Genomic DNA, 16,151 nt, shown 5'->3' on the forward strand with positions numbered 1-16,151 from the left:
TACCCTTCGACAGGCTCAGGATGACAATCCATTTTAGTTTTCTCCTTAAGTTAATAGCATTGAGTAGTTAGTCATTAGACATTAGTATTTAGACATTGCGCCTAGCCTGCGTCAGGTCTTGATACTAAAAAGTCCGGGGTCCGAGGTCGGGGGTCCGAAGATGTGGTGCTTAAAGCAAATCGCGGCCTTGATAATGCTAAAAGACGAAAGCTGAAAGCGAAGGGCTAAAGCACCCAGGCTTGATACTTGATACTGAATACTTGATACTATTGTAGTAGTTAGTACTTAGTCGTTAGTAATTAGACATGGTGCCAAACCAGCATCCGGTAATATTTGGGCTTTTTATCTTTTTTCTTTGCTCCTTATTCCTTACTCCTCCAATATCCAGTCTTGGTACTTGCTACTACATACTTGCTACTAAAAATGTCGGGGTCCGAAGCCTTGGTGCCTAAAGCAAATCGCCAAGCATACTTAGGTGCATTAGGTGGTTAAACCGGCGAGTCTTGATACTCGATACTATGTACTTGATACTCTGTTGTAGTTAGTACTTAGTCGTTAGTAATTAGACATGTTGCCTAACTTGCATCAAGTAATATTTAGGCTTTTTCTCTTTTTTCTTTGCTCCTTATTCCTTACTCCTCCAATATCCAGTCTTGATACTTGCTACTACATACTTGCTACTAAATTGTCGGGTTCCGATGCCTTGGTGCCTAAAGCAAATCGCCAAGCATACTTAGGTTCCTTAGGTGGCTAAACCGGCGAGTCTTGATACTCGATACTATATACTTGATACTAAATATTCGATACTAAATACTTGGTACTCATTACCAGACTACTTTCTGCCTACAGCATATTGAATCCCACCCAGCAGGTGCTGTAAAAATTTATCTTCTGCCCAACATTCTTTAGTGTGTCCCATTGAAGTGTAAAAGGCTCTTCCTCCATCGTATTCATGGTACCAGCTAAAAGGATGGAAATCCCCATTTTTCCCACCTTTATAAGACTTCTCATCTATAGTAATTAACACCTTAATATCTGGATTGATATCTTTAAAGTTGTAAAGTTCATCTTTGTGCATCCAAACAGAATCTGTAAAGAATTTTGTTGAGGGGTGCTTAGTATCTTTAATGATAAATTTAGCTTCCTGAACAACAGGATGACTGATAAAATAGGCACCGGCAAGTTTACCATACCATGGCCAATCGTACTCGGTATCTGTTGCTGCATGCACACCAACATAACCGCCGCCCTTTTTGATGTAACGTTCAAAGGCAGCTTGTTGAGTATCATTCAAAACATCGCCCGTGGTACTTAAAAATACAACTGCAGCATACTTTTTCAAATTAGCATCTGTAAAGGCGTTGGCATTTTCTGTAGTATCTGCTTTGAAATGATTTGCTAGACCCAGCTTTACTATGGCTTCTTTTCCTGTTTCTATAGATGCATGCCTAAAGCCCGCAGTTTTGGAAAATACTAAAATGCGAACTTCCTTTTTTAGGGGTAATGTTGCATCGCAAGAGATAATGGTAAAAAGTAAGGCACAGAGGAATAATATTCTTTTCATGTGATTCGGTTAGGATTCGGGTTTGAATCTTTAAATTTAAGAAAGTTGTTTAATAATTGCTCTACATCTTTCTTCTATCTGCTCACAAACTGGCGCAAACAGTGCATTATCCCAGTACGGGTCTGTAACTTCATCGTTATCAAGAAAAAGTTTTACCTTTTTGCGTTCCAACTCATTTTTGGCCAGGCTTTGAACATCTCTTAAATTATTCTTGTCCATTACCAATATTAAGTCGTATTGGTCGAACATGCTGGTGCTAAACTGCTGTGCCCGCTGGCTACTGATATCATAACCTAAAGACTTTGCTGCCGATGTACTTCTGTGATCGGGTGCTTTACCAATATGCCAGTTTCCGGTTCCGGCAGAGGCAACCTCCCAATCTAAATTATTTTCCGCTATTAAGTGTCTCATTATCCCTTCGGCAAGAGGAGAACGACAAATATTGCCTAAGCACACCATTAGTATTTTCAATGTTATTTGGGTTTTGCAGTAAAAATATACGTTACCGTATAGGTTGTATTATTTTGTTCAAATACATATTTATCGGTAATAACGCTTCCTGAAATCTGGATGGTATGTGATGATCCAGTACCATAATTAAGCGTAATCTGACTACCATTCTTTACCCATGTTGCATTTTTATAGCTGATCATATCGCAAAGTGGGCCATTTGAACCAAAGGCAAAATTACCACTTTTAAAGAATTCTATAGAATAATTGTGATTTAAGCAGGCTTGAGAAGCTGATTTGGTTTTGAAATCGGTTTCCAACTGTCCGTTAATTAACAGGGCTGGTGAAACGGTTGCCGATTGTAGCGGCCACGAATATTTCGTAATGTCATCCTCAGCATTTACAGTTTTCTTTTTGCAGGCAAGCCCCAGGCACACCATTAATAATAGAAGCGTTTTTTTCATGTGGTTTTTGAGTAACAAGTATTAAGTAATGAGTATAAAGTATATAGTATCTAGTATAAAGTAATGAGTATCAAGTATCAAGCCTGATTTGCTCTGGTCCATATGCCTAAGTGCGAACTACCGCATACTAATTACTATATTGAAACGGTTAAACCTGCATAAACGCTACAAAAAAAATGCCCCATTTTCATGAGGCATTATCATTATGTATAAATATTGTTTAAGATTTTAGCGAGCCTTACCCCGCCTTTTACCAATTGCTCATTTAAAATATCGATCCATTCAAAGTTGTAACGATAACTCAGTTTAGCATCTGGCTTTACATTGTCGTAAATTTTGTTGCATACCTGATAAGATTCAAAAACACATTCTTTTAAACCGGTATTTTGCCAGTTGTACAATTGTACTGCTGAAGGATGATTGATGGCTTTGGTATATTCGGTATAACTCAATTGCTGGTAATCAATCAACTGCTCATCCCAAACGCGATGAAGGTTTGATTTTTCGTTAAACCATAAAACCGAAATGCGGTTACCGCCTAAATCTTCTTTACGGGCGGTGTGCATGGGCTGATGTAAATCGCCCACCAGGTGCACCAACATTCTGAGTGCTAATTTCTTCTGATCAAGCGTGCTTGTATTGTTTTTTAAAATGGCTACCAGATCAGGAATTTTAGAATAAACATTTGGTCCTTTTTCTGTTTCCAAGAAATTGAATACGCCTTCTTTGTTTAATCCTGCCGGAAGATTTACAAAATGCCAGTTATATAAATAATTATAAGCGGTATCTGATTTAATGAAATCGCCCCAATTGGCAGACATGGCTAAAGATTCGCTTCCTAAAATACTGGTAATGGCCTTGCGGGTTTTTGCTTTGAGGTAGCTATCGGCTACTTCGCCTACAATGCGATGCCCCAGCATACCCCAGGCCTGAACTTGAACGGGGATATAGGCCAATGCAACAAATGCAATTGCTGTAAATAATTTCGTTTTTATTGATCTGAAAATCATATTATAATTCTTTTGGTACACAGGTAATACTTTGTTTCAAAGCCAGGTTGATTTCTTGCTGATCGTTTAAGCTTTGTAGTAACAAGTTGTTTGCAGTAGTTTTTTTAATTAAGAAATTTTTCTCGTAGCGGCCAATTCTATAGCAACCAGATATTTTCTGTTTGTAATTGGCGTGTGTAAAAGTTCCACCTAAAAACAGGGTGTCGCCCCGAACGGCATAAACGCCTTTGGCATATTCTTTCCAAATGCCATTGTTGTAGCAAGAATCTTCGTAGAAATTAACCTTACTGTGCGTAGTCAGGTCTACATAAAAAGAATCGCAGGTAAACTTAAAATGATGTTGGGTATAATTGCTTAGTTTGTTGCTAAAAGCAACAGAATCTTGATTCCATACCCCTTGCATAAAGGTTTCTCCTTCGCCTTGAATATTTGGACGAGGGCTACAACCGAAGTATAAAAGAGCGATTGATAAGAGCGAAGCAGACAAAAGCTTTAAGCCTAAATGGGTTCTTTGCATAAAGGACTGGGGATGTTTTGTTTTCAAGGCGGGCATTTCGCCTCGCAATTAAATTTATAACCCCAAAGTGCTTAGGCTTTGGGGTTTTGAAATACTGTTTGGAGTTAAATAAACCCGATTGAAGTGATAGTTTGTAAAACTAATAACGGAAAGCGGGACTGAACTAACCGAAAGGCTGCTGACCCTGCTTTTCAACTATTATTTTAAGCTTCCAACCATATCTTCGGGACGTACCCACTCGTCAAACTGCTCGTTGGTTAATAAACCTAATTCTACAGCGGCAACTTTTAAGGTTTTATTTTCTTTGTGTGCTTTTTTGGCAATTTTAGCCGCATTTTCGTATCCCACATGAGGATTTAAGGCTGTAACCAACATCAATGAGTTTTGTAAATGTTTCTCAATTTCCGGCAGGTTAGCGGTAATTCCTTCTGCACATTTATCATTGAACGACACGCAGGCATCGCCAATTAAACGGGCCGATTGCAATACATTCGCTGCAATTAAAGGTTTGAAAACATTCAGCTCGAAATGACCTGTAGCACCACCGATTGATACTGCTACATCGTTACCCATCACCTGAGCACACACCATGGTAAGTGCCTCTGGTTGCGTCGGATTAACTTTTCCTGGCATGATAGATGATCCTGGTTCGTTATCGGGAATAACAATTTCGCCAATTCCGCAACGTGGGCCAGAGCTCAGCATACGGATATCGTTAGCTACTTTCATTAAAGCCACAGCGGTACGTTTTAAAGCACCTGAAAGCTCAACCATAGCATCGTGAGCTGCTAATGCCTCAAATTTGTTAGGTGCAGTTACGAAAGGTAATCCGGTTAAATCGGCAATTTTTTTAGCAACTAAAACATCATATCCTTTTGGTGTATTTAATCCTGTACCCACTGCCGTACCACCCAAAGCCAATTCGGCAACCATTACCAAAGCATTTTTAATTGCACGGATACTGTTATCGATCTGTTGAACATAACCAGAAAATTCCTGACCTAAAGTAAGGGGCGTAGCATCCATAAAGTGTGTACGGCCTGTTTTAGTAATATTGGCAAATTCTGCTACTTTCTGAGCTAAGGTGTTTCGTAATTTTTCTAAGCCAGGGATGGTATTTTCTACCGTTAATTTATAGGCTGCAATGTGCATTGCAGTTGGATAAGTATCGTTAGAAGATTGTGATTTGTTCACATCATCATTTGGATGAAGGATTTTTTTATCATCAGCCAGTTGACCACCATTAATTACATGTGCACGGTTAGCAATTACTTCGTTTCCGTTCATGTTACTTTGTGTACCCGAACCGGTTTGCCAGATTACCAAAGGAAATTGATCGTCTAACTGACCCGCAATAATTTCATCGCAAGCTTTGGCAATTAATTCGGCTTTTTCTGCAGATAATACGCCAAGTTCTGTGTTGGCTTGTGCTGCAGCTTTCTTTAAATAGCCAAAAGCATGGATAATTTCTTTAGGCATAGATCCTTCAGGACCAATTTTAAAGTTATTGCGTGAGCGTTCGGTTTGTGCACCCCAGTATTTGTCGGCAGGTACCTGAACCTCGCCCATGGTATCGTGTTCTATTCTGAAACTCATGATATTTTTTGATTTTATTGTGGCAAATTTAACTTTTTTGCCTATAAAGCAAGGGATTATATGAGATATTTAGGTTGAGATGATAAAAGCAGACCTGTGGTTCGTTGCACACCCGCCCAATAGAAATGTTATTTCTAGTTAATGCTCACCACATTATATAAATTACTGCTAAAATCAAATTAATGTGGCAGATATAACGCATGGATTTTTGTCTTTCTTAATGATCTCACTCCCACTTATAGCTAACACGAATAACCTTCTTAAAAATTTAACAAACCTTTTGTGATAGCTCATGTTCCATTAATACATCAAATCTATTAAAAACATGAAAACAACAACAGCAACAGCAGAAATACTAAACGACCTGGTATTAATTAATAACGATCGAATTGAAGGGTATGAAAAGGCGAGAAAAGAATTAAAAGAAGAAGATGCCGACTTAAGATCTCTATTTTTAAATATGATAGATGAAAGTCACAAATATAAAATGGCTTTGGCTCAGGAAATTGAAGTTTTAGGGAGTGAAGTAGAAAGTGGAACAACCAATTCGGGCAAAATTTACAGGGGATGGATGGATGTTAAAGCGCTTTTTACCGGACACGACCGTAAAACAGTTTTAAATAACTGCGAATTTGGAGAGGATGCCGCTCAAAATGCTTACAAAATGGCCCTCGAAGAGGAAGAATTACCTGCTAACCTTAGAGATTTAGTGGCAGAGCAAAAGGCAGCCTTAAGGGTTTCTCATGACGAAATTAAAAGATTACGCGATAGTCAGGCGTAATTACAACCCAAAAGGTTGAAAAAAGAAGGCTGTCTCATAAAGTTAGATTGTCATCCTGAGCTTGTCGAAGGACCTAATTAAGCATTATTAGGGCGTTTCGACAAGCTCAACGTGACACCTTTTCCAATGGAAATTTGATTTATGTGACAGCCTCTTTTTGTATTAAATAAATTAACCTTCCAATTCTCTATCGAGATGTTCGGTTACCCGCTGAATCGTATTATCAATGGTGTTGCTCAATATGGTGAGGTATGAACCTTTTTTAGCATTATCAATCGCATCTTTTAAACAAGCTGCACTGTTGTGATTGATGATAATTTCCTTGTTAGGGTCAACCTCTTTTATCCCTTTTACCAACAAATCGGATAATTCACTCTGTACTCTTCCACGAAGATATTTTTCCTGACAGATATAAATCTTATCAAACATTTGGGCCGCAATTTTTGCAGTTTCAACAATATCTTCATCACGCCTGTCTCCTGTTCCAGAAATAATGCCTACATGTTCTGTTGCTTCTACGGTTTGCAGATAAGCCTTTACGCCATTAAAACCATCAGGGTTATGTGCAAAATCTACTAAAACTTTAAAATCTTTAAAACGGAAAACATTCATGCGCCCCGGTGTATGCGCCGCAGAAGGGATGAACGTTTCTAATGATAAACGAATATCTTCCGGTTTGTAACCCCAGAGGTAAGCTGCCAAAGTAGCCGCTAAAACATTTTGAATCATAAAATTAACCGATCCGCCAAAAGTTAAAGGAATGTGGGTAGCCTTATCTACCCGCAACTTCCAGTCGCCGGTTTTAATGGTGATGTATCCATTTTCATAAATGGCTGCAATTCCTCCTTTTTTGCAATGCTCCTTAATTACAGGGTTGTTTTCATCCATGCTGAAATAGGCCACATTACATCTGGCATCTTTAGCAATGCGAACGCAATATCCATTGTCGGCATTCAATACTGCCCATCCTTTACGCCTAACCGCGCCAATTACTACCGCCTTTACACGTGTAAGGTCGTCCAGGTTGTGAATGTCGGCGAGACCTAAGTGGTCTTCCTGGATATTCGTTACCACACCAATGTCACAGGCATTAAAACCTAAGCCAGCTCTTAAAATTCCACCTCTTGCAGTTTCTAAAACGGCAAACTCTACCGTTGGGTCTTTTAAAATAAACTCTGCACTTACCGGCCCTGTGGTATCACCCTTCATGAGCATGGTATTGTGTACATATACGCCATCACTTGTGGTAAAACCAACCCTTTTACCATTGCTACGAACAATATGTGCAATTAAACGGGTGGTAGTGGTTTTGCCATTAGTACCCGTTACGGCGATAATTGGAATTTGTGATAGTTTTCCCTGAGGATAAAGCATGTCAATTACCGATGCGGCAACATTTCTTGGTAAACCTTCGCTCGGTGCAAGGTGCATCCTGAAACCAGGGGCTGCATTCACTTCTAAAACCACACCTCCGTTTTCGGTAAGGGGTTGAGTGAGGTTTTGCGCCATGATATCAATACCACAGATGTCTAAACCGATTACCCTCGAAATTCTTTCACAAATGAAAATATTTTGTGGGTGAACAATATCGGTAACATCAATCGAAGTTCCGCCAGTACTTAAGTTTGCGGTAGATTTAAGGTAAACAATCTCTCCCTTTTCAGGGATGGTTTCCAAAGTATAATCTTTCTTGGCCAATAAGTCCAGGGTATCTCTATCTACAGAGATTTCTGTAAGCACATTTTCGTGTCCATATCCACGACGCGGATCTTCATTTTCCAGATCAATAAGCTCCTGAATGGTATGGATGCCATTTCCCCTTACGTGTGCAGGGTCGCGCTGTGCGGCAGCTACCACCTTATTATCAATGACCAGTACACGGAAATCGTATCCTGTGATAAATTTTTCAATAATTACCCTTCTCGAATAAGTTTTGGCGTATTCGAAGGCTTCTTTAGCAGCTTCTAATGTTTTTACATTAATGGTGGCTCCTTTTCCATGATTACCATCTAAAGGTTTAAAAACAAGAGGGAAACCAACTTTCTTTACCGAAGCTTCTAAATCATCGGGATTAGAAATGGTTACACCTGATGCCACAGGGATGGCGGCCTCTGTTAACAATCTTTTGGTTTCTTCCTTGTTGCTGGCAATATCTACGGCAATTGAGCTGGTTTTTTCGGTCATGGTAGCACGAAAGCGAACCTGATTCTTGCCATATCCCAACTGTACAAGCGAACTTTTATTTAACCTGATCCAGGGAATATTTCTGCTTACGGCCTCTTCCACAATTGATCCGGTACTTGGCCCTAAACGTTCCAGTTCCCTGATCTCTTTCATTCTCCTGATATCGTGTTCCAGGTCATATTCCTGGTTATCTATCAATGCCTGAGCAATATTTACTGCCGCTTCTGCCGCATAAATACCTACTTTTTCTTCAATATAATTAAATACTACATTGTAAATACCTTCCGTTTTAGTTTGGCGGGTTCTGCCAAAGCCGGTATCCATACCCGCTAAAGTTTGGATTTCTAAAGCAATATGCTCTATCACATGGCCCATCCAGGTGCCTTCTTTTACACGGGTAAAAAATCCCCCTTCAACGCCCTTAGAGCAGCGATGTGTAAACATGCTGGGAAGCAATTTCTCAATTCGCTCACTAAATCCATCTATCACATTAGTTGGCTTCTGCTCCAGATCTTCCAGATCTAAACGCATCTGAATGAGTTTCTTACGACTTATCGACCATATGTTTGGTCCTCTTAATACTTGTATGTTCAGTATCTTCATTAAAATAGGGTGCTGTTAGTTTTAATCTACAAGCTTTTTCGCCAATCAAACTCCATTCCGACTGTTAAAATTGCTGTCTGTAAAATATGCAATTAATTTGAATTCATTACTTCAAATAGCAAAATCAAATTATTAAGATTTTGTTTTATGAATTTGAATAAAATATTGCCTTTTAGTCATATTTATTTCAACGTTTGTGGATAAAGGGAATATTCTTGACAAAAAAAGTCGTGTTTTTTATCATAAGCTGATATATTTGGGCTTTTTGATAGCATTATAATACATAACAAATGGTTCCGAAAGGTAAACTCATCATCATCGGCGGCGCAATTAATACAGGTAGTTTTGCAGAAACGCAGTTTGGACTGCCTGAAAACATGAATTTTTTTGAGCGGGGAATTTTAAAGCGCATCACGACTGAATCTGTTAGAAATACGGAATCGCGTTTTGAAATTATTACAACGGCATCTCTTATGCCCGAAAAGGTTGGGGAAGAATACATTAAAGCTTATGCACAATTAGACGTTCATAATCTTGGTGTATTAAATGTAACCAACAGGGAAGAGGCAAATGCTGAAGAAAATTGCGAGCGTATTAAAGCGGCAGAGGTTATTATTTTTACAGGTGGAGATCAGTTAAGGCTCTCTTCTATTTTCGGAGGAACTAAAATTCATCAAATCCTACTTGAAAAATACAGAATAGAACCCGTGGTAATTGCAGGAACTTCTGCAGGAGCTGCAGCGAGTTCTAAAAATATGATTTATCAGGGCAGTAGTAAAGATGCCTTGCTTAAAGGAGAAGTTAAAATTACCGGTGGACTGGGCTTTATTGACGATGTTATTGTAGACACCCACTTCGTTCAGCGCGGAAGAATTGGCCGTTTGCTCTATGCTGCAGCAAGTAATCCGGGTAATTTAGGCATAGGCCTTGGAGAAGATACCGGTTTATATATTTCTGATGGCCATGTAATGGAAGCTATCGGATCGGGAATGGTCATTTTAGTAGATGGCAGAAACATGGCCGATACCAACCTAACCGATGTAGAAATGGGTCAGCCCGTATCTATAAAAAACATGGTAGTACACGTTATGTGCGATGGAGACGTTTATGACTTAAAAGACCATAGCTTAATTATTCATCACCCAAAGGCTGCACCAATAGCTTAGTAGGTTTTGCAACATCATCCTTGATACGAATAAAATGAAATTGATCATACACGGTGGTTTCTTCAGCGAATCATCCACTAATCAGGAAACAAAAAAAGCCAAGCAAGATGCATTGGCAGAAATTGTAACCCTTGGACATGAGTATCTTAAAACGCATACCGCATTAGAAACGGTTGTATACACCGTGGCCTTACTCGAAGACAATGAACTGTTTAATGCAGGTATTGGCTCTCAGATTCAAAGTGATGGAAAGGTGAGACTAAGTGCTTCTCTAATGGATGGAGCAACTGAAAAATTTAGTGGAGTAATCAATATTGAAGACGTTAAAAACCCCATTACCCTGGCGTTAGAACTCATGCCTTACGATGATCGGGTTTTAAGTGGAGCAGGTGCGCAACAATTTGCCCGGAAAAATGGATTTGAATATTTTAATCCCATCACTGCTCAACGACAATCAGAATACGAAGCAAAATTAAACCAATTGAACAATAAGGGTACCGTAGGCTGTGTTGCACTCGATGCAGCAGGTAATTTAGCGGCGGCAACTTCTACAGGGGGTAAAGGGTTTGAAATTCCTTCGCGGGTAAGCGATTCGGCGACTGTGGCTGGTAATTATGCTAACGCACACGCCGCGATTTCTTGTACGGGCGTAGGAGAAGACATTGTGAGCGGAGCCCTGGCCGCAAAAATTGTAACCCGTGTTACCGATGGATTTTCTTTAAAGGCCGCTTGCGACAAATCTTTTACTGAACTTAAAGCCTTTGATGGCTTTGCCGGAGTGATTGGAATAGCTGCTGATGGGCAACTTTACCATTGCGATTCTCACCCCTACATGGTTTGGGCGGCATTTGATGTTAATTTACAGGTATTTAACTAAAAAGTTCAATTAAAGTATTATTTTTGTTGCATGACCAAGATTGTATTGGCCTTTATAGGCCTTTTTGCATCGTTTCAACTTTACGCTCAAAACATCGACAAATCTGACAACCAAGAGCTCAATTCTGGCGGTTCAGCGATCAATATCGTTGTTTCAAAATTTGATGAAGCAGATGGAAATACATATTTTGATGAGGCAGAAAGCTTAGAACGTAAAGGCGAATACAACGATGCCTTAACCATGTTTGGGAAAGCTGCGTTTGAGTACAATGCCGTAAGAAACTTCAACAGATATGGTCAGGCCATTATCAAAATGAGTAATATGCACTATCAGTTGGGCCGCTTTACCGATGCCGAACAAATTTTACTCAATGTAGCCGTTAAAAATTACTCTAAGATGGGTAGTAGAATGGGCCTAATGAATACTTATAACCTACTCGGGAAAGTATACCTTGCCAATAACAAATACACCCAGTCTATGTGGTTTTATACCCAACAGGGCATTTTGGCCAAACAATTAAAAAGCAATAATTCTTACATAGAATCCGTTTTGGGCGTAGCTCAGGTGAAAATTAAGAAAAAGGATTTCACGCTGGCCTTAAGAGATTTAAAAACCGCAGAATGGCTCGCCACTTCTATTAAATCCTCGCAGTATAAAACACAAATAAAAGATGCCAGAGAAGTGATTGCTATCCGCATAGCGGCTAAAAAGTAATTACATTATTGTTTAACCTCTTATTTGATCAACTGTTAATTGCCTCCTCGCGATAGCAAAACTGGCAACTGAAAACTGGCAACTGAAAACTGTCTACTGAATTCTGTCACTGGGAAAACAAAATGCATTGTTTTTCATCTTCCTTCAAAACAAAAATATCTTGTTAGCGTTGTTTCAATAAATTGCTTAATAGAAAGCTTTTAGCTAAATTTGATACGATTTAACAAAGAGACGGTAATTTTGCTGTCTCTTTTTTGTTTTTTCGATAAAATGGTACCATATTGGCTATATAGAATTAGAAATGGATTTTAAATTGTTTAAAGAGATGTTAAAGAGAATATTTTTGATAATTTTCACTGCTGCAGTACTAGCTTGTCATGCCGCACCTAAGCCACAACCCCTAGTTGATGGAGTTACCAATATCAAGCCAGATGAGCAGCAACAGCTCGTGATCAAGGAGGTGGTAAACCTTATTGAAAGCTATAATTACAAGAAAATACAGATTAATGATTCTATTTCATCTTTGATTTTAGATCGCTACATCAAAGCGTTGGATCCTGGTAGAAACTATTTCGTTGCTGCCGACATTAAAGACTTCGAAAAATACAGAAATACACTGGATGACGATTTTAAAAATGGTGATTTAAGTGGTCCATTCTATATTTATAATGTATATGCTAAAAGATTAAACGAATATTTCACTTACTCTTTGGCACAAATCAAGACAAAGTTCGATTTCAATCAGAATGACACCTACGTTTACGACAGAGAGAAAATGCCATGGGCTACTTCGGTAACCGCATTAAATGATACCTGGAAAAAGCGTGTAAAGTATGAGCTGATTAATTTAAATCTAGCAGGTACCACAGGCGCTAAAAATATTGAAACCCTAACCAAGCGTTATCAGAATTTACAGTCTCAAACGTCAAAGGCAAACAATCAAGATGTTTTCCAGATTCTAATGGATGCATTTACTGAATCTATTGATCCACATACCAATTATTTCAATCCAAGTAATGCCGTAGCATTTAATGAAGATATGTCTCGTTCATTTGAAGGTATTGGCGCACGTTTACAGTTGGAAAATGAGGTGGTTAAAATTTCAGAAATTATACCTGGAGGACCAGCTTTTAAAGGAAAACAATTAAGTGCCGGAGATAAAATTATCGCAGTAGCACAAGGTGATGGAGAATTTGTTGATGTAGTGGGCTGGAGACTAGATGTTACCGTAACCAAGATCAAAGGGCCAAAAGGAACTAAAGTTCGCTTAAAAGTGATCCCGGTAGGCAAAGAGATGTCATCTAAACCAGTAATTATTGAACTGGTTCGTGAGAAAATTATTTTGGAAGATCAGTCGGCTAAGAAAAAAGTAAAAACCATTAGTACCAACGGTAAAAATTATAAAATCGGTGTAATCTCTTTACCTGCTTTCTATGCAGATTTTAAAGCGGCTAATGCTGGCGATAAAAATTACAAGAGTACCACCCGTGATGTAAGAAAGTTAATCGATTCTTTAAAAACTTTTGATAAGGTTGATGCCATCGTGATGGATTTACGTAGCAATGGTGGTGGTTCTTTGGTTGAAGCCATTTCATTAACAGGCTTATTCATCGATAAAGGCCCTGTAGTTCAGGTAAAAGATTTACGCGGTAAAATTGAAGTGGATGAGGATGAGAATGCTGGAGTTGCCTGGGACGGACCGTTTGGGGTAATTGTAGACCGTTTAAGTGCTTCTGCTTCTGAGATTTTTGCTGGTGCAATTCAAGATTATGGCCGTGGTATTGTAATGGGTACCCAAACCTATGGTAAAGGAACCGTACAATCATCAATCGATTTAAATAAATTGGTTAATCCAAGCATGCTACAACGTGTTGCGGGTTTAATTACAAAAAACAAAACTGCAGGTACCGCCCCTAGTTCGGCTAACCCGGCAGATATTAACCTGGGACAAATTAATTTAACGATGGCGAAATTCTATCGTGTTGCAGGTAGCAGTACACAACATAAAGGAGTTACTCCAGATGTGGTTTTCCCATCGCTTTATCCATTAGATAAAATTGGGGAAGATACAGAACCTTCTGCGCTTCCTTGGGATGTGATTCCAACGTCGAACTTTAAACCAGTAGCCAATTTAGCTGCGGTTAAGGCCGGCCTTATTAAAAATAGTGAACAACGCATCGGAAACTCATTAGATTTCAAATACCTAAAACAAGATATAGCCGACCTTAAAAAACGTGATGCAGAAGTATCTGTTACTTTAAATGAAAACAAATTAAAGGCAGAACGCGATGAACAAGAAGCCAAATCTCTGGCACGTCAAAATGAATTGAGAGCATTACGAGGTTTACCGGCAATCAAAAAAGGAGAGAAAATTACTAAACAGGATTCCTTTGATTTTATAGAGGATGAATCGCTTAAAGTAATGGGAGATTTTATGCAGCAATCAGGCAATTATGTAATGAACCTGGGTACGGCATTTTAATTGACCCCTAGATAAAAAACGAGCCCCGATGATTCATTTCTTCGGGGCTCGTTTTTTTAGTATCAAGTATATAGTAGCAAGTATCAAGACTCGCCGGTTTAACCACCTAAGGCACCTAAGTATGCTTGGCGATTTGCTTTAAGCACCATAGGCTTCGGAACCCGACAATTTAGTAGCAAGTATTTAGTAGCAAGTACCAAGACTGGCAGTTTTAACCACCTAAGGCACCTAAGTATGCTTGGCGATTTGCTTTAGGCACCAAGGCTTCGGACCCCCGACCTCGGACCTCGGACTTTTTAGTAATCAAGGTTGCATGCAGTCTACTTTTTAGTGCTCACATTTACTTTTCTGGCATTTATCAAATAAATAAAATTAAGCATACAAAAGGAGGCTATAGCACCAAACGTATGCCACAGAAAATGAGTGCCCATAGTGAGGATTCCCCACTTATCTGCAATTCTAAAAGTAAGGGCAAAAACAAAGGATACCAATGCAAAACCTACCCATTTGCCATTATTCCAATCGGTTTTAACAAGAAAACCAAATACAGGAAACAGAACCAACGAAGCCATAAAAGCATAGTTAATATTAATAAAGATTTGAAAATCTCCGTTAGAAAAAAGTCTCCTGATGAAAAACTGAAAAATAGCATAAACAACCACAATCAGAACTGCGTAATACCACTTTGTAATTTTTGCTAAAAAATAAACCCCTGCAGAAAGGCATAAGAGCATAATAGGCATCCAATCCATCAAAATAAAAATGGGCCAACGCCTTAAGCTGTGGTAAGTTGTACCACCAATTCCGCCAATATAAAGCAATACCAGGGCGGCAGTTAAAAAAGTATGCTGCTTAAAATCACCACGCAATTTAATGGTCCAGAATACTGCAATAGCCAAAAAGAAACAACTGGTTATGGCATTTAGCGGCTCTGGAAAAAACTGGCTGAGATTGGTTTCGGTGTACATGGTGCCACCATCTGGAGGATTCTGCATAAAACACTATTAATTTTAAAACGTTCGGTAATTTTTAATATTTGCCCACTACTTCAAAGCGTTGATAAATTAACAATCCTAAGGCATATTTTTACGTAAAAAGTTAGCGACTTTCGTATAACATTAAACTAACATGGAAAAATATAAACTTTTTATGCTGATGCTGGGCTGTAAACCCAAAGGTCGCCACACAGAGCAGCACGATATATTTTTTGGCATCGCCCTGAATTTAAAAAATCTTATTCCCGAGCTCCATGCCTTTTGGCCCGAAGCCAAAGATAAACTGCATATTGATGCCTGGAGAGAGGTGAATTATGTTGACGATTATAAGGTGGAGATTGTCTCTGCTACGGCTCAACGGGAGAACGAACAAAGCCTGTTCTTTCTTAATCTTGGCGGCTACCGGCCTGATGAATTTGATGAGCCTCACTATAAAATGCTTCTGGTTACCCATGATAAAGCTACTGCCATTAAGCGGGCAAAAGAATCTGCATTTTACCTCCATAATGGTTTCAAGGGAGCAGTTTCTCATATCGATGATAAGTATGGTGTAGATGTAGACGATGTTTTCGAAATTGAGGATATTTTAAGCAAGCAAACCCGGAAACAATTCAAACTTAAACTAATGCCTGCCAATCAAATGATAGCAGATGAAATTCATTTGGGTTATCTTCCTTTAAGAAATATTAAATAGGCCTGCAGTTTCCGCCAAGCGAGCCTTTTATTCCGGGAGTTAAATCGAGGCCAG

14 protein-coding genes are annotated in these 16,151 nt (G+C 39.0%); 6 read left to right on the plus strand and 8 right to left on the minus strand.

The features are described from left to right. Positions 1–832 precede the first annotated feature (832 nt). The 6 genes from BMX11_RS16265 to fumC all read right to left on the minus strand — a co-directional run bounded on the left by BMX11_RS16265 (position 833) and on the right by fumC (position 5,601). Entirely contained in the window at positions 833–1,564 is a 732-nt protein-coding gene (locus tag BMX11_RS16265) for a ThuA domain-containing protein (RefSeq protein ID WP_090886155.1), read from the minus strand. A gap of 36 nt (positions 1,565–1,600) precedes the next feature. Beyond that, positions 1,601–2,035 carry a low molecular weight protein-tyrosine-phosphatase gene (locus BMX11_RS16270; protein WP_090886157.1) on the minus strand — a complete coding sequence of 145 codons (435 nt, stop codon included), beginning with the start codon at positions 2,033–2,035 and terminating at the stop codon, positions 1,601–1,603. 2 nt (positions 2,036–2,037) lie between these two features. After that, positions 2,038–2,478 carry a hypothetical protein gene (locus BMX11_RS16275; protein ID WP_090886159.1) on the minus strand — a complete coding sequence of 147 codons (441 nt, stop codon included), beginning with the start codon at positions 2,476–2,478 and terminating at the stop codon, positions 2,038–2,040. Between the two features lie 203 nt (positions 2,479–2,681). After that, positions 2,682–3,488, minus strand: coding sequence for a S1/P1 nuclease (locus BMX11_RS16280; RefSeq protein ID WP_090886161.1), 807 nt, complete (start codon positions 3,486–3,488; stop codon positions 2,682–2,684). A 1-nt stretch (position 3,489) separates the two neighbouring features. Continuing rightward, positions 3,490–4,005, minus strand: coding sequence for a fumarate hydratase (locus BMX11_RS16285; RefSeq protein WP_090886240.1), 516 nt, complete (start codon positions 4,003–4,005; stop codon positions 3,490–3,492). 198 nt (positions 4,006–4,203) lie between these two features. Then, a complete protein-coding gene (gene fumC, locus BMX11_RS16290) occupies positions 4,204–5,601 on the minus strand; it encodes a class II fumarate hydratase (RefSeq protein WP_090886163.1) in 1,398 nt (465 codons plus the stop codon). Positions 5,602–5,926: 325 nt separating this feature from the next. Between fumC and BMX11_RS16295 the strand changes: the two genes are divergently transcribed. After that, positions 5,927–6,382 (plus strand): PA2169 family four-helix-bundle protein, encoded by a 456-nt coding sequence (locus BMX11_RS16295; RefSeq protein ID WP_090886165.1) that lies wholly within the window; start codon positions 5,927–5,929, stop codon positions 6,380–6,382. 171 nt (positions 6,383–6,553) lie between these two features. Here BMX11_RS16295 and cphA read toward each other — a convergent pair whose 3' ends face one another. Continuing rightward, positions 6,554–9,169, minus strand: a complete 2,616-nt coding sequence (gene cphA, locus BMX11_RS16300) for a cyanophycin synthetase (RefSeq protein WP_090886167.1) — start codon at positions 9,167–9,169, stop codon at positions 6,554–6,556. A 290-nt stretch (positions 9,170–9,459) separates the two neighbouring features. Here cphA and BMX11_RS16305 point away from each other — a divergent pair, with 290 nt between their 5' ends. The 4 genes from BMX11_RS16305 (at position 9,460) to BMX11_RS16320 (ending at position 14,408) form a co-directional block, all read left to right on the plus strand. Then, a complete protein-coding gene (locus BMX11_RS16305; protein ID WP_090886168.1) occupies positions 9,460–10,335 on the plus strand; it encodes a cyanophycinase in 876 nt (291 codons plus the stop codon). 34 nt (positions 10,336–10,369) lie between these two features. After that, positions 10,370–11,212, plus strand: coding sequence for an isoaspartyl peptidase/L-asparaginase (locus BMX11_RS16310; RefSeq protein ID WP_090886169.1), 843 nt, complete (start codon positions 10,370–10,372; stop codon positions 11,210–11,212). 30 nt (positions 11,213–11,242) lie between these two features. After that, entirely contained in the window at positions 11,243–11,926 is a 684-nt protein-coding gene (locus BMX11_RS16315) for a hypothetical protein (protein ID WP_090886171.1), read from the plus strand. A 325-nt stretch (positions 11,927–12,251) separates the two neighbouring features. After that, positions 12,252–14,408, plus strand: coding sequence for a carboxy terminal-processing peptidase (locus BMX11_RS16320; RefSeq protein WP_394332679.1), 2,157 nt, complete (start codon positions 12,252–12,254; stop codon positions 14,406–14,408). A gap of 320 nt (positions 14,409–14,728) precedes the next feature. Here the strand turns inward: BMX11_RS16320 and BMX11_RS16325 are convergent, their stop codons facing one another. Beyond that, on the minus strand, positions 14,729–15,403 hold the full coding sequence (locus BMX11_RS16325) for a hypothetical protein (RefSeq protein ID WP_090886175.1): 675 nt from the start codon (positions 15,401–15,403) through the stop codon (positions 14,729–14,731). Positions 15,404–15,536: 133 nt separating this feature from the next. Here BMX11_RS16325 and BMX11_RS16330 point away from each other — a divergent pair, with 133 nt between their 5' ends. Then, entirely contained in the window at positions 15,537–16,097 is a 561-nt protein-coding gene (locus BMX11_RS16330) for a DUF1543 domain-containing protein (protein ID WP_090886177.1), read from the plus strand. Positions 16,098–16,151: the final 54 nt, after the last annotated feature.

This window comes from Pedobacter rhizosphaerae (assembly GCF_900111155.1).
Classification (GTDB): Bacteria; Bacteroidota; Bacteroidia; order Sphingobacteriales; family Sphingobacteriaceae; genus Pedobacter; species Pedobacter rhizosphaerae.